At 71.6% G+C, this 17,484-nt stretch carries 17 protein-coding genes; 7 read left to right on the forward strand and 10 right to left on the reverse strand.

Features of this window, described 5'->3' with window-relative positions:
• Positions 1 to 2: 2 nt before the first annotated feature.
• The 7 genes from FJ694_RS23630 to FJ694_RS23660 all read right to left on the reverse strand — a co-directional run bounded on the left by FJ694_RS23630 (position 3) and on the right by FJ694_RS23660 (position 7,779).
• On the reverse strand, positions 3 to 707 hold the full coding sequence (locus FJ694_RS23630; protein ID WP_157269778.1) for a MotA/TolQ/ExbB proton channel family protein: 705 nt from the start codon (positions 705 to 707) through the stop codon (positions 3 to 5).
• A 10-nt stretch (positions 708 to 717) separates the two neighbouring features.
• Positions 718 to 1,506, reverse strand: coding sequence for a lanthanide ABC transporter permease protein PedC (pedC, locus tag FJ694_RS23635; protein ID WP_157269794.1), 789 nt, complete (start codon positions 1,504 to 1,506; stop codon positions 718 to 720).
• A 50-nt stretch (positions 1,507 to 1,556) separates the two neighbouring features.
• Entirely contained in the window at positions 1,557 to 2,732 is a 1,176-nt protein-coding gene (locus tag FJ694_RS23640) for a type 1 periplasmic-binding domain-containing protein (protein ID WP_157269779.1), read from the reverse strand.
• Complete coding sequence (locus FJ694_RS23645; RefSeq protein WP_157269795.1) at positions 2,732 to 3,688, reverse strand: PQQ-dependent catabolism-associated beta-propeller protein; 957 nt, start codon at positions 3,686 to 3,688, stop codon at positions 2,732 to 2,734. The genes FJ694_RS23640 and FJ694_RS23645 overlap by 1 nt, the downstream gene beginning before the upstream one ends.
• Before the next feature lie 132 nt (positions 3,689 to 3,820).
• The gene (gene pedB / locus FJ694_RS23650; RefSeq protein ID WP_375140251.1) at positions 3,821 to 4,588 is read right to left on the reverse strand and encodes a lanthanide ABC transporter ATP-binding protein PedB/LutE; all 768 of its coding nucleotides are present in this window, start codon (positions 4,586 to 4,588) and stop codon (positions 3,821 to 3,823) included.
• Between the two features lie 5 nt (positions 4,589 to 4,593).
• Positions 4,594 to 5,265, reverse strand: coding sequence for an MBL fold metallo-hydrolase (locus tag FJ694_RS23655; protein ID WP_157269780.1), 672 nt, complete (start codon positions 5,263 to 5,265; stop codon positions 4,594 to 4,596).
• 300 nt (positions 5,266 to 5,565) lie between these two features.
• Complete coding sequence (locus tag FJ694_RS23660; RefSeq protein ID WP_232540197.1) at positions 5,566 to 7,779, reverse strand: sigma-54-dependent Fis family transcriptional regulator; 2,214 nt, start codon at positions 7,777 to 7,779, stop codon at positions 5,566 to 5,568.
• A 272-nt stretch (positions 7,780 to 8,051) separates the two neighbouring features.
• On the opposite strand from FJ694_RS23660, the gene pedF reads away from it, so the two are divergent.
• From pedF to FJ694_RS23695, 7 genes are all read left to right on the forward strand, one after another.
• A complete protein-coding gene (pedF, locus tag FJ694_RS23665; RefSeq protein WP_157269782.1) occupies positions 8,052 to 8,546 on the forward strand; it encodes a cytochrome c-550 PedF in 495 nt (164 codons plus the stop codon).
• Between the two features lie 2 nt (positions 8,547 to 8,548).
• Positions 8,549 to 9,394, forward strand: a complete 846-nt coding sequence (locus tag FJ694_RS23670; RefSeq protein ID WP_157269783.1) for a substrate-binding periplasmic protein — start codon at positions 8,549 to 8,551, stop codon at positions 9,392 to 9,394.
• Positions 9,395 to 9,639: 245 nt separating this feature from the next.
• Positions 9,640 to 10,116 carry a 4Fe-4S dicluster domain-containing protein gene (locus FJ694_RS23675; RefSeq protein ID WP_157269784.1) on the forward strand — a complete coding sequence of 159 codons (477 nt, stop codon included), beginning with the start codon at positions 9,640 to 9,642 and terminating at the stop codon, positions 10,114 to 10,116.
• A 24-nt stretch (positions 10,117 to 10,140) separates the two neighbouring features.
• Entirely contained in the window at positions 10,141 to 11,988 is a 1,848-nt protein-coding gene (locus FJ694_RS23680) for an aldehyde ferredoxin oxidoreductase family protein (RefSeq protein WP_157269785.1), read from the forward strand.
• A gap of 110 nt (positions 11,989 to 12,098) precedes the next feature.
• Positions 12,099 to 13,382, forward strand: a complete 1,284-nt coding sequence (locus tag FJ694_RS23685) for an NAD(P)/FAD-dependent oxidoreductase (RefSeq protein ID WP_198320959.1) — start codon at positions 12,099 to 12,101, stop codon at positions 13,380 to 13,382.
• 38 nt (positions 13,383 to 13,420) lie between these two features.
• Positions 13,421 to 13,675: a sulfur carrier protein ThiS gene (gene thiS, locus FJ694_RS23690; RefSeq protein WP_157269798.1), complete on the forward strand. Its 255-nt coding sequence runs from the start codon at positions 13,421 to 13,423 to the stop codon at positions 13,673 to 13,675.
• Between the two features lie 11 nt (positions 13,676 to 13,686).
• Complete coding sequence (locus FJ694_RS23695; RefSeq protein ID WP_232540198.1) at positions 13,687 to 13,986, forward strand: hypothetical protein; 300 nt, start codon at positions 13,687 to 13,689, stop codon at positions 13,984 to 13,986.
• Positions 13,987 to 14,012: 26 nt separating this feature from the next.
• On the opposite strand, the gene FJ694_RS23700 is transcribed toward FJ694_RS23695, so the two are convergent.
• The 3 genes from FJ694_RS23700 to tolA form a co-directional block, all read right to left on the reverse strand.
• Positions 14,013 to 15,605, reverse strand: coding sequence for a methyl-accepting chemotaxis protein (locus tag FJ694_RS23700; protein WP_157269786.1), 1,593 nt, complete (start codon positions 15,603 to 15,605; stop codon positions 14,013 to 14,015).
• 263 nt (positions 15,606 to 15,868) lie between these two features.
• Positions 15,869 to 16,522, reverse strand: coding sequence for a response regulator (locus FJ694_RS23705; protein WP_232540199.1), 654 nt, complete (start codon positions 16,520 to 16,522; stop codon positions 15,869 to 15,871).
• Between the two features lie 133 nt (positions 16,523 to 16,655).
• Positions 16,656 to 17,484, reverse strand: an 829-nt coding sequence (gene tolA / locus FJ694_RS23710; RefSeq protein ID WP_157269787.1) for a cell envelope integrity protein TolA, incomplete at its 5' end; no start/stop codon positions are given.

Here is a 17,484-nt window from a genome sequence, read left to right on the forward strand (position 1 = left end):
CCTCACCCGCGCGCCGCGGCGTCCGCGGCGTCCTGTGCCAGGCCCGCGCGCTGGATGTCGGCCACCAGCGCGTCGGCATAGCGGTCCAGCCGCGTGAGCTGCAGGCCCAGCAGGATGTTGCCCACCAGGCCGACCATGGTCGTCAGCAGCGCCACGCCCAGGCCCGTGGTGAGCTGGCGCAGCAGGTCCTGCGACTGCGCCGCGTCGAAGTTCTGCAGCTTGCCGATCTGCAGCGCCAGGATCGAGAAGCCGATCACCTTGCCCAGCAGCCCCAGCTTGAGCTGGATGCCGTTGACCCACCACGCCGTGCCGTGCGGCCCGTGCGTGCGCTCCAGCAGCAGGTCCATCGGCGCGCCCGAGTCCTGCGGCCGGGCGCGCAGCGCGCGCAGGTACTCCGCGGCCCAGCCGCCCCCGGAGGTGCCCAGCAGCAGCGCCGCGCGCTCGCGCTGCAGCGCGCGCGTGCGCGTGCCGCACCACAGCGTGGCGGTGAAGAAGATGACGATGATCACCAGCGTCAGCCCCGTCGGGTCGGCCGACAGCAGCAGCGCCCACACGCCGCGCACGCCCAGCAGCCAGGTGGCGAAGGCCAGCAGCCCGGCCAGGGCCAGCCATTCGAAGGCGATGGGCTCGATCGGCGCCGCATCGGTGCGCGCGTGGCCATGGCCGCGCTGCGGCCGGATGGAAGGCAGCAGGGACAGCAGCTTCATCGCGCCCCCCTCAGCCGCGCTTGGTCAGCTGGCCGAAGCCGCGCTGCGGGTCGTAGCCCCAGCTCGCCACCGCGAAGCACACCACCAGCGTGCCCAGCACGATCCAGGGCGAGATGCCCGGGTCCTTGCCGTAGAGCGCGAAGCGCATCCACTCCACCGCGTGCGTGAACGGGTTGAAGCGGGCGATCTGGTAGACCCAGTTCGCGCCCGACTCCTCCAGCTTCCACAGCGGGTACAGCGCCGTGGACATGAAGTACATGGGGAAGATGACGAAGTTCATCGTCCCGGCGAAGTTCTCCAGCTGCTTGATGTGCACCGACAGCAGCAGCCCCAGGGCGCCCAGCATGAGCGCGCCGCACACCGCCGCCAGCAGCACCGCGGGCAGGTGCTCCAGCACCGGCAGCTCGGTGCCCAGCAGCGCGGCCACGACCACGAAGGCCGCGGCCTGCGCCAGCGACAGCACGGCCGTGGCCGTGAGCTTCGACAGCAGGATCCACGGCCGCGGCAGCGGGGCGGTGAGCAGCAGCCGCATCAGGCCCATTTCCCGGTCGTAGACCATGGCGAGGCTGGACTGCATGCCGTTGAACAGCAGCACCATGCCCACCAGCCCCGGCGCGATGTAGACGTCGTAGGGGATGTAGCTGTCGTAGGGCTCGACGATGGCCACGCCGAACACGTTGCGAAAGCCCGCGGCGAACACCGCCAGCCACAGCAGCGGCCGCACCAGCGCCGACACCAGCCGCCCGGACTGGCGCGAGAACTTCAGCAGCTCGCGCCAGACGATGGCCTGCATGGCCATCAGCGCGTGGGCGACGGCGCCCAGGCGCTCGCGCCCGGCCGAAGTAGTGGTCACAGTCGGGCCTTGCACAGCTTCTCCGGGGCATCGGCACCGAGGGTGTCGAGCACGTTCTTCGGATGCAGCACGCCCTCGATGGGCGCGCTGGAGACGACGGCCTGGCCGTCGGTGAGCAGCAGCGGCTGGCGCAGCTGGCCGTCCCAGGGGCGGAAGCTCATCACCACGCCCTTGGAGCCGTCCACGCCGCCCTCGAACAGCGCCTTCTCGAACGCGGCCGCCTGGCCCTTGGGCGCCGCCACGGCCGCGGCCACCAGCGCCTTGCCGGCCATCCACGAGGCCCAGTCGGGCGCGGTCATGGGCCGGCCCGCCGCCTTCTGGAAGCGGCGCGCCACCTGCGGCGCGCCGAAGCGCTCGAACTGCGCATGCCAGGCCAGCGCCACCAGCCCCGCGTCGCCCACCACCGGGCGCGGCAGCGCGGTGCGGTAGGGCAGCGAGCGCGCGAACTCGCCGTCGCTGTCCACCACCCACACCACGTCGTAGCTGGCGCCGCCGGTGAGCAGCAGCGGGTTGGCCAGGTCGCGCTCGCGCGGGTCGGCCGAGAGCTTGAACGGCTTGCTCGCCACCAGCTTCAGCCCGTAGCGCTTGATCGCGGCCTGCGCCACCGCGGCGCGCTCGGCGTCCCGCGGCGAGGGGCCCGTGAGCAGCAGCACCTGCGGCCACTTGCGCGCGGCCAGCGTCTGCGCCAGGGCGTCGGCGCGCATGCGCTCGCTGGGCGCCAGGTGCAACAGCTTTGCCTTGCAGTCCGCGCCGCGCAGGCGGTCGTCCGCGGCACCCAGGTTGAGCACCGGGCGCTGCACGGCGTCGGCCACGGCGATGGTGGCCGCCGCGTCCAGGTCGGTCAGCAGCACGGCGGCGCCGGCCTTCTCGGCCTTCTGCGCCGCGGCGCGCGCGGCCGCCGCATCCGCCACGGCCACGGTCTCCAGGGTCAGCGCGGTGCCGGCGGCTTCAAGCTCGAAGGCGGCTTCCTTGAGCGCGACGTTCAATCCGTCCTGCGCCGGGCCGCCGGGCTGGCCCAGGTAGGCGCGCTCCAGGCGGTCGCGCGCCAGGCGCGGGTCGTCGGCGCGCACGAGCAGCGTCACCTTGTAGGGCGCGGCCAGCGCGGCGCCGGCCGCGGCCAGCAGCGCCGCGGCGGCCAGGGGGCGCAACAGGGGAAGACGGCGGCGGCGCATCAGTCGAGCACCACGGCCATGTAGGGCACGCGGCCCACCGGCACGCTCTTGAGCGCCTTGGCCGTTGCGGTGTCGATGATCGTGACGTCGTCGCTCAGGCCGTTGCTCACCACCAGGCGGGTCTCGTCGGGGCTCAGCGCCACGTGCCAGGCGCGCTTGCCCACCAGCACCGTCTTGGTGAGCTGTCGGCTGGCCACGTCGATGACGCCGACGTGGTTGGCGCGGCCCATGGAGACGTAGGCCGTCTTGCCGTCGCGCGTCATGGCCAGGCCCACGGGCGTGATGTCCTCGGCGCGCGCGCCCTTGAGCGACAGCGCGATGGTGTGCGTCACCGCCAGGTCCTTGACCGAGATGACGCTGATGCTCGCGCCCAGCTCGTTGCTCACCCACAGCTGCGCGCCGTCGGGGGTGAACACCATGCGCCGCGGCCGCTTGCCGGCGGCGATGTTCTTCACCACCTTGCCCGTGGCGGTGTCCACCACGTGAACCATGTTGGCCACCTCGGAGGTGACGAACACCAGCTTGCCGTCGGGCGAGGTCTTCACCCCTTCGGGCTCCTTGCCCACGGGCACCGAGGCCAGCGTCTTGCCGCTGGCGGCGTCGATGGTCACGAGCGCGCCCTCGTCCTCGGCCGACACGTACAGCGCCTTGCCGTCCTTCGAGAAGTCGAAGGCCTCGGGCTCGTCGCCCAGCGACACGCGGGCCACCGACTTGCGGCTGGCCACGTCGATCACGTCGGCCTGGCCGGACTCGCTGCAGGCCACGAACAGCCGCTTGCCGTCAGGTGCGAGCTGCATGTGGCGCGGGCGCTTGCAGGTGTTGACGACGCCGGCCACGGCCATCGTCTTGAGGTCCACCAGCGTGAGGGCGTGGTCCTTCTCGCTCGACACCCAGGCGGTCTGGGCCGAGGCCAGCCCGGCGCCCAGGGCCAGCAGGGCGGCGGTCAGCAGTCGCATCTTCACGTCTTTGTCTCCTGTGCCATTGCAATGGCCTCGTTGGTGTCGTCGTGAGGCCGGGGGTTCCTGGCGGGCCGCCGGCCGCGGCCCTCGAATTGCAGAAAGTTGTCAGCGCATCGGTGCTTCAACGCCTCAGGCCGTGGCCTTGACGAAGGCTTCCTCCAGCGAGCCGCCGCCCAGCTGCGCCGTGACGGCATCGGGCGCGCCGTCGGCCAGCAGCACGCCCCGGTGCAGCACCAGCACGCGGTCGGCGGCCTGCGCCTCCTCGACCAGGTGCGTGGCCCACAGCACGGTGGAGCCGCGCTGCGCCACGTCGTCCTTGATGGCGGCGAGCAGGTCGCGCCGCGACTTCGGGTCCAGGCCGACGGTGGGCTCGTCCATCAGGATCAGCGCCGGGCGGTGCAGCAGCGCGCGCGCCAGCTCCACCTTGCGCCGGTTGCCGCCGGAGAGCTCGCGCACCGCGCGCTGCAGGTCCTTGGCGAGGCCGAAGGTCTCGGCCGCCGCCTCGATGCGCGTGCGCGCCAGCGCCGCGGGCAGGCCGTGCAACTGCGCGTGGAACTGCAGGTTGCGCCGCACGCTCAGGTCCAGGTCCAGCGACATCTGCTGGAACACCACGCCGATGCGCGCCAGCGCCTGGCGCGTCTGGCGCGCCAGCGACAGCCCATCGACCTCGACCTCGCCCGCGTCCGGCGCGAACAGCCCGGTGAGCAGCTGGAACAGCGTGGACTTGCCCGCGCCGTTGGGGCCCAGCAGTGCCACGAAGCTGCGCGGCGCCAGCGTCAGGTCCAGCGACTTCAGCGCCACGCGCTCGCCGTAGCGCTTGTGCAGCCCGGCCAGGCGCAGCCGCTGCGGGGTTGCGCCCGCGCCGGCGGCGGCGGTGTCGGGGGAAGATGCGGGCACGCTGCTCAAAGCTCGATCTCCATGCCGTCGAAGGCTTGTTCCAGCACGGGCTCGCCCGGCACGGGCGCGGGCGGCGGTGCGGCCGGGTGCAGCAGCACGCGCCGGCCTGCGCCGGCACTCTCGCCCGCCAGCGCCGCGCCGCCGTCGCCCAGCAGCAGGCAGTCGGCGCCGTGGTCGGGCGGCAGCGGCCAGGGGCCGGGCCAGTAGAGCAGGCGGCGGCCGTCGCGCAGGTCTTCCACCTCCAGTGCCAGCGTGGCGCCGGGGGCGAACTCGTCGCCGGCGGCAAAGGCCGTGAAGCGCAGCCCCGGCAGGGCCTCGATGCGGAAGGGCGCCACGGCGCTGTCGCCGGCCACGGGCAGCAGGTGCCAGCGCACGCCGCAGCAGCGGTCCACGACCTGCAGCAGCGGCAGCTCGGTGGTCAGCGTCTCGAACACCGCCGGCGTGGCATAGAGCTCCACGGGCGGGCCGTCGCGCAGGCCCAGCAGGCCCGAGACGTGGTCGAGCTGCGCGTCCATCAGCACCACGCCGGCCAGCGGCTGGGCCTGCAGCTGGGGATGGCGCTGGAGCTGGCGTTCCAGGTCGGTCGGTGCGTTGAGCAGTACCCAGCGGCTGCCGTCGGACAGCGCGGCGGCGCGCGCTGCGCTGCCCTCGGCACCGAGCAGCAACAGTTTCATCATGCGGCGGCGCGGCGTTCCGGCGCGGCGCGGTTGCGTTGGTGGGGCACGGGTGTCTCCGGTGAGTCCCGGCCCGCCGTCGTGGCGGGCCGGTCTTGCTTTTCAGGGCGTTTCGCAAGACCCGTGCCGCCGGGGCTTCGGCGGGCCATTCGCGGCGCTTTGACGCCGAAATGGCGCGCCGGGGTGCCGATTGATGCCGCCATGGCGGCATCCGCGGCTTCGGTGGGCCCCGCGGCGGCCGGGTTTTGTGTCTCGGTGAAGCAGGATCGCTTCAGTCTGACACAGTGCAAACCCGCGAGCGGGTCAGGAGACGTCGCTGTCCGGGCGGTTCCAGCGCAGCTTGCGATAGATGGTGTTGCGGCTGATGCCCAGCCGCTTCGACGCTTCGGAGATGTTGCCGCCGGCCGCGTCGAGCGCGGCCTGGATCATGGCGATCTCCTGCTCGTGCAGCGTGCGCGCCGTCGATGCCGGCATGGACGCCGAAGTTGCGCCCGCACCGGGCGGCAGGCCGGGCGCGAAACCCGCGGGCGCGGCCGGCGGCTGGGGCGCCGCGGCGGCGGCAGGGAAGTGCGCATCGAAGCCGGCGGCCGGCGGCATGGCCGCCTGGGCCGGCAGCGCGGTGCCGGACGGCGCGAAGCCCGCGGTGGCGAAGGCGGCGGGGGCGGCTGCCACGGGCTGCTGCTGCGCCTGCGCCTGCTGCTGCTGGGCCAGGCGGCGCACGTCGTCGAGGAAGTCGTCGGAGAGGTGCGCCTGCGTGATCATGGGCTCGCCCGCGGCCATGACGGCGGCGGTGCGCAGCACGTTGGCGAGCTGGCGGATGTTGCCCGGCCAGTCGCAGCGCTGGAACAGCGCCATGACCTCGGGGCTGATGCGCGGCGCGCCCTGCGGGCATTCCGCGGCCAGGATGCGCTGCGCCACCAGCGCCAGGTCGCTGCGCTCTCGCAACGGCGGCAGCCGCAGCACCAGGCCGTTGAGCCGGTAGTACAGGTCCTCGCGGAACTCGCCGCGCTGGATCATCTCGCGCAGGTTGCGGTGCGTGGCGCCGATGACGGCGATGTCCACGGCGATGGCCTTGCCGCTGCCCAGCGGCGTGACGCAGCGCTCCTGCAGCACGCGCAGCAACCGCGCCTGCAGCTGCAGCGGCATGTCGCCGATCTCGTCGAGGAAGAGGGTGCCGCCGTTGGCCTGCACGATGCGTCCGGTGGCACCCTTGCGCCGCGCGCCGGTGAAGGCGCCTTCCTCGTAGCCGAAGAGCTCGGCCTCGATCAGCGTCTCGGGGATGCTGGCGCAGTTGACCGCCACGAAGGGCTGCTTGGCGCGGTTCGAGTCCTGGTGCACCGCATGCGCCAACAACTCCTTGCCGGTGCCGGTCTCGCCCAGGATCAGCAGCGGGATGTCGCGGTTGATGATGCGCCGCGCCTTCTGCACCACGGCCTCGATCTGCGCATCGCCGGTCTGCAGGTACGACAGCCCCGTGGGCAGCGCCGCGGGCAGCTGCGTCGCCGCGGCGCCGGCCTCCGCCAGCGCGGCGCTTGCCGGCTGCGTGGGCTGCGCCACCGCCTCGCGCGGCGCGGCGCGCTGCTCGATGGCCGGCGCGCCCGCGGGCACGGCGGAGAAGGCCAGGGTGGCCCAGTCCATGCGGGCGCTGGCCAGCAGCTGGCGCCCGTCGGGCAGCGTGAGCTTCATGGGCAAGGCCAGCGGGCCGCGGAAATGGTCGGCCACGGCGCCGACGGTGGTGCCGAAGAGGGAGGTCAGCGTCTGGTTGCGCAGCGCCACGCCGGAGATGCCGAGCTGGTCGAGCGCGCTGCGGTTGGCGCCCAGAAGCTTGCCGTCGGCGCCCACCACCACGATGCCTTCGAGCAGCGTGCCGATGAACTCCGGGCGGCTGTGGAAGTGCAGCCGCAGCCGGTTGGCGCAATGGTCGTTGAGCCAGTGGTTCTCGATCATGCGCGCCGACATGCGCACGAGTCCCATGGTGTGCTGGTGGTAGGCGCGGTGGTCGCCGCTGACGTCGAGCACGCCGAGCATGTTGCCGCGCGGGTCGAAGATCGGTGCCGCCGAGCAGGTCAGAAACTGGTTGGCGTGCATGAAGTGCTCTTCGGCATGCACGAGCGTGGGCCGCTCGGCGAAGAGCGCCGTGCCGATGGCGTTGGTGCCCTTGGAGTGCTCGGCCCAATTCACGCCCGGCGACAGCGCCACCTTGCCCGCGCGCGTCACGAACTCCTCGTCGCCCACGCTGTGCAGGATGGTGCCGTGCGCGTCGGTGAGCACGATCATGCTTTGCGTGCCGGCGATCTGCTCCAGCAGCAGCTCCATCACCGGCGCCGCGTGCGTGTGCAGCTTGCGGTTGCGCTCGCGCGCGTCGTTGAGGTCGCTGCGCATGAGCGGCTCGTAGTCCGGACGCTCGATGCGCGTGAGCCCCAGCGCGGCGCAGCGCTCGTGCGACTGCTTGATCAGGTCCACGTGGGCGGCCGGCCCTTCGGGCGGCGCCGCGATGCTGCTGCGGTGGATCGACATGGTGGCGAGGTCTCCGTGGCGTGCGTCCGGGCACGTCCGTTTGTGGGGCCGAGGTGTCGGCGCTGCTGTGACAGCGGGCCGCGGCATTGTTTCATTCTTGAGCAGGTTCACCCTGCGCGGGCGCAATGCTGTAGCAATCGTATAGCACTGTCCACCCGGCATACCCGCACGGCGGACCCCGTGCGCAGTGACGAATTCACGCTGCGGCGTCCGTGGCACAGCCCTTGCAAAACTCCGGCCCGTTCCCGCTCAACAACCCCAGGAGACAAAAGATGACCGAGCGTTCCAACGCCCGCATGGCCGTGCGCCGCCCTGCGCGCCTTGCCGCCCTGATGGCCGGCCTGCTGGTGGCCGGTGCCGCCCTGGCCCACGGCGACGTCACGCCGCAGGCAGTGGACACCAGGGAGCTGCCCTCGCTGGGCGAAGGCTGGCGCGACCAGAACCCGTTCAGCGGCAACGACAAGGCCATCAAGATCGGCTCCTCGGCCTACAACCAGAACTGCGCCCGCTGCCACGGCCTGGAGGCCATCTCCGGCGGCATCGCGCCCGACCTGCGCAAGCTCGACAATGAGTGCGCCAACCAGAAGGCCGAGGCCAAGAAGAAGGCCTGCGCCAAGGAAATCGACGACTACTACCTGACCACCGTGCGCAACGGCCGCACGCGCAACGGCGCGGTGTACATGCCGCCCTTCGAGGGCATGCTCAACCAGGAGGCGATCTGGTCGATCAAGGCCTACCTGGAAACCCGCCGCGAGAAGCCGCTGTGACCATGGCGCGCTCACAGCTGATGGGGCGCCGCACGGCGCTTCGCGCCCTGGCCGGCGCCGGTGCCATGGCGCTGGGCCTGCCGCTGGCGGCTACCCCGATGGACAAGATCACGGCGCGCGGCTCGCTGGTCGTGGGCCTCTACACCGAGATGCCGCCGTTCCACGACAACGGCAAGGGCATCGACGTCGAGCTCGCCGGCGCGCTGGCGCAGGCGCTGGGCGTGAAGCTGTCGGTGCTGCCGTTCCCGGCCGGCGAGGCCATGAACGACGACCTGCGCAACATGGTCTGGCGCGGTCATTACCTGGGCTACGGCCCGGCCGACGTGCTGCTGCACGTGCCGGTGGACCGGCCGCTGATGCAGGAGAACCCGCAGGTCAGCATCTTCGGCCCGTACTACCGCGACCGCGTCGCCGTGGCGCGGCGCCTGGACGCGCTGCCCACGCTGGAGAGCCTGTCGCAGCTGGGCAAGGCGCAGGTGGCGGTGCCGGGGCTGTCGCTGGCGGGCTGGCTGCTCATCGGCGCCGACGGCGGCGCCTACAAGGAGCAGCTGCACACCAAGCTCAAGGACGGCGTCGAGGCGGCGAAGTCGCTGCAGCGCGGCGAGGTCCAGGCCGCGGCCGGCCTCATGTCGGAGCTGCAGAGCGTGCTGCGCGGCGACGAGCGCTTCGCCATCGAGCCGCTGCCGAGCCCGCGCGCGCCGCGCGAGGGCTGGGCGGTGGGCATGGCGGTGAAGAAGGACGCCACCGAGCTGTCGCACGCGCTGCAGGGCGCGCTCAACGGACTGGTCAAGGACGGGCGGCTGGCCGCCATGTTCGAGCGCCACAACGTCGCCTGGCGCCCGGTGTAGCAACTTGGAGCAGCGAGCCCGGCCGTTTGGGGGTTTCACCCATGTAGGCGGGGCCCTCTTGCGCCGACAACATAGGTATGCAAGTGCATAGGGTCCTCGGACCCTGGGCGTCCGGCGGTGCGGTGTTGGAGCCGCGCGCGGCCGGGCGCCTCGTTTTCTGCCTTCACATAGGCAGTGGTGTGCATAGGGGAGTGCGGTCCCGGCGCGGTGCACCGGCGAAACGCGGCCAATCGGAAGGAAAACTCATGCAGAAGTCGCTTCACATCAATCCGGACAAGTGCACCGGCTGTCTCCAGTGCGAGATGGCGTGCAGCTTCGAGAACTACGCCACCTTTGCGCCGGCCAAGTCGCGCATCAAGGTGTTCGACTTCCACCACACGGGGCGCAAGGTGCCCTACACCTGCACGCAGTGCGACGAGGCCTGGTGCCTGCACGCCTGCCCGGTGGAAGCCATCACGATCAACGCGCTCACCGGCGCCAAGGTCGTGAGCGAGACGACCTGCGTGGGCTGCAAGGTCTGCACCATCAGCTGCCCCTTCGGCACCATCAACTACGTGCAGGAAACGGGCAAGGTCCAGAAGTGCGACCTCTGCGGCGGCGACCCTGCGTGCGCCACCGCCTGCCCCACCGGCGCCATCACCTACGTCGACTCGAACTGGACCGGCCTCGGCAAGATGGCCGCCTGGGCCGAGAAGCTCGGCAACCAGCCCAGCGCGGCTTGATTCAACAAGACTAAGGAGCAGCACATGTCCTGGGCAGGAAAGATCCTTCGCGTCAACCTCACCGAAGGCACCGTCAAGTCGGAGCCGCTGAAGATGGAGTGGGCGCGCGAATACCTCGGCTCGCGCGGGCTGGGCACCAAGTACTTCGTCGAGGAAGTCGACGCCAAGGTCGACCCGCTGTCGGCCGAGAACAAGATCATCTGGGCCACCGGGCCGCTGACCGGCACGATGGCCTCCACGGGCGGGCGCTACACCGTCATCACCAAGGGCCCGCTGACCGGCGCCATCGCCTGCTCCAACTCGGGCGGCTACTGGGGCTCGGAGCTGAAGTTCGCGGGCTGGGACATGATCATCTTCGAGGGCGCGTCCCCGAAGCCCGTGTACCTGTACGTCGAGAACGACCTGGCCGAGCTGCGTGACGCCAGCCACCTGTGGGGCCACAGCGTCTGGGAGACGGAAGAGACGCTCAAGAAGCTGCACCAGGACCCGCTGCTGCGCATCAGCACCATCGGCCTGGCCGGCGAGAACCAGGTCCTGTTCTCGTGCATCGTCAACGACCTGCACCGCGCCGCCGGCCGCTCGGGCGTGGGCGCCGTGATGGGCAGCAAGAACCTCAAGGCGGTGGCCGTGCGCGGCACCCTGGGCGTGGGCAACGTGGCCGACCCCAAGGAGTTCATGAAGGTCACCTTCGAGAAGAAGAAGATCCTCGCCGACAACGCCGTGACGGGCCAGGGCCTGCCGACCTACGGCACGCAGGTGCTGATGAACGTCATCAACGAGATCGGCGCGCTGCCCACGCGCAACCATCGCGACGTGCAGTTCGACGGCGCCAAGGACATCTCGGCCGAGGCCATGGCCGCCCCGCGCGCCACCGACGGCAAGAAGCACCTGGTGACGAACCAGGCCTGCTTCGGCTGCACCATCGCGTGCGGGCGCATCTCCAAGATGGACGAGACGCACTTCTCGGTGCAGAACAAGCCGCAGTACTGGGGCGCCTCCGGCGGCCTGGAGTACGAGGCGGCCTGGGCCCTGGGCGCGGCCAACGGCGTCAACGACCTGGAGGCGCTGCAGTACGCCAACCTGCTGTGCAACGAGCAGGGCATGGACCCCATCAGCTTCGGTGCCACCATCGGCGCGGTGATGGAGCTCTACGAGATGGGCGTGCTCACCGCCGAGCAGATCGGCACCGAGGCCCCGTTCGGCTCGGCCAAGGCGCTGTGCGAGCTCGTCGAGATGACCGCCAAGGGCGAGGGCTTCGGCAAGGAGATCGGCCTGGGCTCGGCGCGGCTGACCGCCAAGTACGGCCACCCCGACCTGAGCATGAGCGTCAAGGGCCAGGAGTTCCCGGCCTATGACAGCCGCGGCATCCAGGGCATGGGCCTGACCTACGCCACCAGCAACCGCGGCGCGTGCCACCTGCGCTCGTACACCGTGGCTTCGGAAGTGCTGGGCATCCCGGTCAAGACCGACCCGCTGACCGCCGAGGGCAAGCCCGAGCTGGTCAAGGCCTTCCAGGACGCGACCGCCGCCTTCGACGCCGCGGGCATCTGCATCTTCACCAGCTTCGCCTGGACCGTGGCCGACGTGCAGCCCCAGGTGGCCGCGGCCTGCGGCCCGGAGTTCACGCTGGAGAAGATGAACGAGATCGGCGAGCGCATCTGGAACATGGAGCGCGACTTCAACAACCGCGCCGGCTTCACCGCCAAGGACGACACGCTGCCCAAGCGGCTGCTGACCGAGCCGGCCAAGACCGGCCCGGCCAAGGGCCTGGTCAACAAGCTGCCCGAGATGCTGCCCAAGTACTACGAGATTCGTGGCTGGGACGCCGAGGGGCGCCTGAAGCCCGACACCCGGGAGCGCCTGGGCCTGTGATCCCGGAGCCGTCGCGCCCCGTGGAGTGATCCGTCGGGGCGCACGGAAGTACTTCGCTGGTAAATCAGTGGAAAGGCGGTCCGAGGCCGCCTTTTTCTATGGAGCTGTCCATGTTGACTCACCTGATCCTCGGCGCCGGCCCGGCCGGCGTCATCGCGGCGGAGACCATCCGCAAGCACGCGCCGCGGGACCGCATCCTCCTCATCGGCGACGAGGTGGAGCCGCCGTACTCGCGCATGGCGATTCCGTACCTGCTGGTCGGGCGCGTCGGCGAGCCCGGCACGCACCTGCGCCACGGCGCCGACCACTACGAGCGGCTGCGCATCGACCTCAAGCGCGGCGTGCGCGCCAAGGCGGTGGACTCCAAGGCGCGCCGCGTCTTCTTCGACGACGGCACCGACGTCGAGTACGACCGGCTGCTCATCGCCACCGGTTCCAGCCCGGTGCAGCCGCCGGTGCCAGGCATCGACAGCCCCGGCGTGCACACCTGCTGGACGCTGGCCGACGCGCGCGCGATCGCCGAGCGCGCGCAGCCCGGCGCGCGCGTGGTGCAGGTCGGCGCCGGCTTCATCGGCTGCATCATCATGGAGGCGCTGGCCCTGCGCGGCGTGAAGCTCAGCGTGGTGGAGACCGGCGATCGCATGGTGCCGCGCATGATGGGCCCGACCGCCGGCGGCATGATCCGCCAGTGGGTGCAGTCCAAGGGCGTGGACGTGCACACCGGCGCGCGCGTGCAGGAGATCCAGCGCGCGGGCAGCGAGTTGCGCGTGAAACTGTCCAACGGCGAGGTGCTGCCCGCCGACCTGGTCATCAGCGCCACCGGCGTGCGGCCGAACATCGGCTTCCTGTGGGGCAGCGGCATCCGCTGCCTGCAGGGCGTGCTCACCGACGAGCACATGCAGACGAGCGTGCCGGGCGTGTATTCGGCGGGCGACTGCGCGGAGGCGTTCGACCGCGTCAGCGGCCGCACCATTGTCAGCGCCATCCAGCCCAACGCCGCAGAGCAGGCGCGCGTGGCCGCGCTCAACATGGTGGGCCAGAAGGCCTACCTCAACGGCGTCACGCAGATCAACGTGCTCGACACGCTGGGCCTGATCTCCACGAGCTTCGGCAACTGGCAGGGCGTGCCCGGCGGCGAAAGTGCCGAGCTGGTGGACATGGAGTCAGGCAAGGCGCTGAGCCTGCAGTTCGACGGCGACCTGCTGGTGGGCTGCAACAGCGTGGGCTGGACCCAGCACGTGGGCGCCATGCGCGGCCTGGTCGAAGGCCAGGTGCGCCTGACGCCGGAGTGGAAGGAAAAGCTCAAGGCCGACCCGACGCAGCTGGTGCCGGCCTATCTTGCCTGCGCGCAGGCGCAGGAGCAGCGCGGGCTGGTCAGCGCGCAAGCGCACTGACCGGACAAGCCTTGAGCTCCTGCAGTACCGTGGCCGACATGCACATCACCTTCAAGCTCTACGCCAGCCTCACCGAGTATCTGCCGCCCGAGGCGCGCCGCGGCAACGCGGTGCAGCTGGAGCTGCCCGAAGGCAGTACCGTGGCACAGGCCGTCGAACCCTACGGCCTGCCCATGAAGCTGGTGCACCTGGTGCTCGTCAACGGCGCCTTCGTGCCGGCCGAGGAGCGCGCCACGCGCCGGCTCGTCGAGGGCGACGTGCTCGCCATCTGGCCGCCGATCGCCGGGGGCTGACGCCGGTGATCGTGCTCCAGGACTGTCCCGCCGAGTTCGAGCGGGAGATGGGCTGCACCGCCGCCGAGCTGGGCCACTGGCTGCCCGGCGCGGCGGCGCCGCACCCGGTGCGTACGCAACCCAACGGCGCCGACATCGATATCGACGCGGGATGCCTGCGGCTGCGCTGGGAAGCGCTGGCGCCGCGGCGCATCGCGCTGCTGAGCGTGCCGCGGCTGCAGCTGCGCTTCGCGTTCGAGGGCGTGGACGAGGCGGCGCGGGTGCGGTTCATGCGCCGCTTCGACCTCTACACGCAGCGCGGCGGCGGCTGAGGCGGCGAGGGGAGGCGGGCGGCGTCTCAGGCCGCCTGCGTCTGCTCCTGCTCCTGCGGCTCGCGCCGCGGTGCCGCCGTGCCGTGCCCGATGCGGAAGATGCGCACCGAGTCCGCCACCACCTCGGCCTGGCGGTGCAGCGACAGCGCCGCCGCCGACAGCTGCTCCACCATCGCCGCGTTCTGCTGCGTCACGCCGTCGAGCTGGCTCACGGCGGCATTGACCTGCGCCACGCCGTTGGCCTGCTCCTGGGCGGCGCGGCTCATGTCGCTGATCAGGCTGAAGACGCGCTCCACGGCCTGCGCGTTCTCGCGCACGGTGTGGCCGGTGTTCTCGGCCAGCGCGTTGCCGGCCTCCACGCGCCCGGCGGCTTCGCCGATGAGCTGCTTGATCTCGCGTGCCGCCTCCGAGGTCTTCTGCGCCAGTGCCCGCACCTCGCCGGCCACCACGGCGAAGCCGCGGCCGGACTCGCCGGCGCGCGCGGCCTCTACCGCGGCGTTGAGCGCCAGGATGTTGGTCTGGAACGAGATGCTGTCGATGACCTGGATGATCTCGCCGATGCGCTGCGAGGCCTCGCGGATCTCGGCCATGCGCTGCAGCAGCGCCTGCATCGCCTCGCCGCCGCGGCGCGCCGCGTCGCTGGCGTGCTGCGCCAGGCCGCGGGCGCTCTCGGCATGCTCGGCGCTGTGGCGCAGCGTCACGGCGATCTCCTCCACCGAGGCCGCGGTCTGCTCCAGGCTGCTGGCCTGCGACTCGGTGCGCTCGCCCAGGTCGCGGTTGCCGCTGGAGATCTCGCGCGAGGCCAGGCGGATGCCCTCCACCTCGCGGCGCACGTCGCCCACGATGGCCTGCAGGTTGACGTCGAGCTGCGACAGGCCGCGCATGAGGCGCCCGACCTCGTCGTCGCCCGTGGCCGGCGGCGCCGTGCCAAGCTGCCCGGCGGCCAGGCGCTGCGCCGTGGCGACCGCCTCGCGCAGCGGCGCCAGCGCCATGCGCCGCACCAGCAGCGCGCAGCCCCCGCCCAGCGCCAGCGCCGACGACAGCGCCAGCGCCCAGTGCAGGCCGCTGGCCGCCAGCGCGCCGCTGCCCAGCGTGCCGGCCAGGCTCAACGCCACGATGCGCGTGCCCAGCCCCCAGCGCAGCGCCGCGCGCACGGCGCCCGCGAGGCTGCGCTCGCGCAGCGCGCCGTGGTGCAGCGCGAAGCGCCGCGGCGCCTCGCGCATGCGCGCGTACAGCGCCTCGGCCTGTGCCACCGCCGCGCGTGACGGTTTCACGCGCACCGACAAATAGCCCACGGCGCGGCCGTCTTCCAGCACCGGCGTCACGTTGGCCTGCACCCAGTAGTGGTCGCCGTTCTTGCGCCGGTTCTTCACCAGCGCCGACCAGGGCAGCCCCGCCTGCAGCGTGGCCCAGAGGTCGCGGAAGGCCTCGGCCGGCATGTCCGGATGCCGGATCATGTTGTGCGGCTGGCCCAGCAGTTCATCCCGGCTGTAACCGCTGGCCCGGATGAAGGCCGGGTTGCAGTAGGTGATGCGGCTCTTCAGGTCGGTGGTGGTCACCAGCGTCGTGCCGTCCTCCAGGACGAATTCGCGGCCGGTCACGGGTCCGTTGTAGCGCATGCGCAAGAGACCTGCGTCGCGGCGGCGGCGTGGCGCCGGGCTCGGCGCACCGGACGCGTCCGCCCGGCGCTCCAGGTGACGTTGTTGTAACGAAACCCATCTTAGAAGAAGCTTGACCGCGGACAGGCGTGGAGCGTCGCGCAGGCCGGTGCGGCGTGACGCAATGCGCGTGAGGTTTTCACGCATGGTTGTCGGCCGGGCCGCCTGGCGGGCCGATCAAAATGCTGGAATTGCGCCGCCGCAGCCGGGGCGCGGCGCCGGATTCAGCGCGCCAGCGGTCCCGGTGCGACGCCGGCGCGGGCCAGGCGTTCGGCCAGCAGCGGCGGCAGCTCGACCACCAGGCGCGGCTTGTGCACCACCGGCACGCCGGCCAGCGCGAAGGCGTAGGGGCCGCGCTGGTCCTCGTCGAGCGAGGTCAGCACGATTAATTGACTACGCGAGAACTGCGGGTGCGTGCGCAGGCTGGTCAGCAGCGTGGCGCCGTCGATGCCCGGCAGCAGGATGTCCACGATCAGCACCGCCGGCTGCAGCTCGCCGGCCATGGCCAGGCCGGCAATGCCGTCGTCGGCCACGTGCAACTCGACTTCGGGAAACTGCTCGCGCACCAGCAGCTGCACCAGGTGCTGGGCATGCGCGGAGTCCTCGATCAGCAGCACGGTGCGCGAGGCCGCGGGCACGGGCTGTGGCGCCTGCAGCGCGCCGCTGTGGTGCGAGGCCAGCCAGCGTTCCACGGAGCTGCGGGAAATGCGGCGATGCCCGCCCGGCGTCTTCCAGGCCTGCAGCTCGCCGCGGTCCACCATCAGCTGCACCGAGCGCACCGCCATGCCCAGCCATCGTGCCACCTCCAGCGTGGTGCAGTGGTCGGCCGCGTTCTCCATCGCGGCGGGACTTTCAGGAGCGGGACGGATGGCAGCCATTCGTCCATTTTTGCCGACTTGTTGCTTTTGTGGGCGTCCGTGTTTGCAGGAATAGCAAATTCACCGATTGCGGCGGGATGGGGGCATGAACCGGGGCTGGAAACCGAGGGTGCGGCACGCCGGCCGCACCGGGTCAGTCGCGCGGGCGGAAGCCGATGATGATCACCGCGGGCACGCGCCCGTCGGTGTCGCGCGGCAGCACGCCGGTGCGGTCCACAGCGCGCAGCACCGCCTGGTCCCAGTCGGCGTTGCCGCTGCTGCGCGCCACCTTGCGGCCGATGATGGTGCCGTCCGGCGCGGTGCGCACCTCGATCTCGGCCATCGGGTTGCCGTTGATGTCGTCGCTGAAGACGATGTTGGGTTTCACGCGCGCGACGATGCGCCCGGCGTAGCCGGCCGAGGGGCCGCTGTCGCGCGCGGCCTTGCCCGTGGAGCCCGGCGCGCCGTTGCCGCTGGGGCTGTCGGCGGCGCCGCCGACCTGGCCCATCATGCGGGCCATCTGCTCCTTGCGCAGCTTGTCGGCCAGCGCCTGCTGGCGCTTCTCGTCGGCCGCGGCCGCGGCCTTGGCCTGGGCTTCGGCCCTGGCCTTCTTCTCGGCCTCCTCGGCCTTGGTGCGCTTCTCCGCCTCGGCCACCTTGGCGCGTTTCTCGGCTTCTGCCGCCTTGGCCCGCTTTTCGGCCTCTTCGGCCTTGGCGCGCTTTTCCTCGGCCTCGGCCTTGGCGCGGCGTTCCTTCTCGGCCTGCTCGCGCTGTTCCTTCAACCGGGCCTGGCGTTCCTGCTCGGCCTTTTCGGCCTTGTCCGCCTTCTCCCTGGCCAGCTTCTCGGCGCGCGCCTTCTCCGCGGCGAGCTGCTCCTGGCGCTCGCGCTCCTTCTCGCGCTTCTCGCGCTCCAGCGCGATCTGCGGGTCGCGCGGCGAGGGCGCCACGGCCTTGGGAGGTGGCGGGGGCGGGGGCGGCGCCACC

This window comes from Azohydromonas aeria, from assembly GCF_009760915.1.
GTDB classification, from domain to species: domain Bacteria; phylum Pseudomonadota; class Gammaproteobacteria; order Burkholderiales; family Burkholderiaceae_C; genus Azohydromonas; species Azohydromonas aeria.

What these genes read in the sequence shown, in the direction of transcription:
- FJ694_RS23630 (WP_157269778.1), bottom strand. Translation starts at nt 707, where the DNA reads ATGAAGCTGCTGTCCCTGCTGCCTTCCATCCGGCCGCAGCGCGGCCAT.
- pedC (WP_157269794.1), bottom strand. Translation starts at nt 1,506, where the DNA reads ATGGCCATGCAGGCCATCGTCTGGCGCGAGCTGCTGAAGTTCTCGCGC.
- FJ694_RS23640 (WP_157269779.1), bottom strand. Translation starts at nt 2,732, where the DNA reads ATGCGCCGCCGCCGTCTTCCCCTGTTGCGCCCCCTGGCCGCCGCGGCG.
- FJ694_RS23645 (WP_157269795.1), bottom strand. Translation starts at nt 3,688, where the DNA reads ATGCGACTGCTGACCGCCGCCCTGCTGGCCCTGGGCGCCGGGCTGGCC.
- FJ694_RS23655 (WP_157269780.1), bottom strand. Translation starts at nt 5,265, where the DNA reads ATGATGAAACTGTTGCTGCTCGGTGCCGAGGGCAGCGCAGCGCGCGCC.
- FJ694_RS23660 (WP_232540197.1), bottom strand. Translation starts at nt 7,779, where the DNA reads ATGTCGATCCACCGCAGCAGCATCGCGGCGCCGCCCGAAGGGCCGGCC.
- pedF (WP_157269782.1), top strand. Translation starts at nt 8,052, where the DNA reads ATGACCGAGCGTTCCAACGCCCGCATGGCCGTGCGCCGCCCTGCGCGC.
- FJ694_RS23670 (WP_157269783.1), top strand. Translation starts at nt 8,549, where the DNA reads ATGGCGCGCTCACAGCTGATGGGGCGCCGCACGGCGCTTCGCGCCCTG.
- FJ694_RS23675 (WP_157269784.1), top strand. Translation starts at nt 9,640, where the DNA reads ATGCAGAAGTCGCTTCACATCAATCCGGACAAGTGCACCGGCTGTCTC.
- FJ694_RS23680 (WP_157269785.1), top strand. Translation starts at nt 10,141, where the DNA reads ATGTCCTGGGCAGGAAAGATCCTTCGCGTCAACCTCACCGAAGGCACC.
- FJ694_RS23685 (WP_198320959.1), top strand. Translation starts at nt 12,099, where the DNA reads ATGTTGACTCACCTGATCCTCGGCGCCGGCCCGGCCGGCGTCATCGCG.
- thiS (WP_157269798.1), top strand. Translation starts at nt 13,421, where the DNA reads ATGCACATCACCTTCAAGCTCTACGCCAGCCTCACCGAGTATCTGCCG.
- FJ694_RS23700 (WP_157269786.1), bottom strand. Translation starts at nt 15,605, where the DNA reads ATGCGCTACAACGGACCCGTGACCGGCCGCGAATTCGTCCTGGAGGAC.
- FJ694_RS23705 (WP_232540199.1), bottom strand. Translation starts at nt 16,522, where the DNA reads ATGGCTGCCATCCGTCCCGCTCCTGAAAGTCCCGCCGCGATGGAGAAC.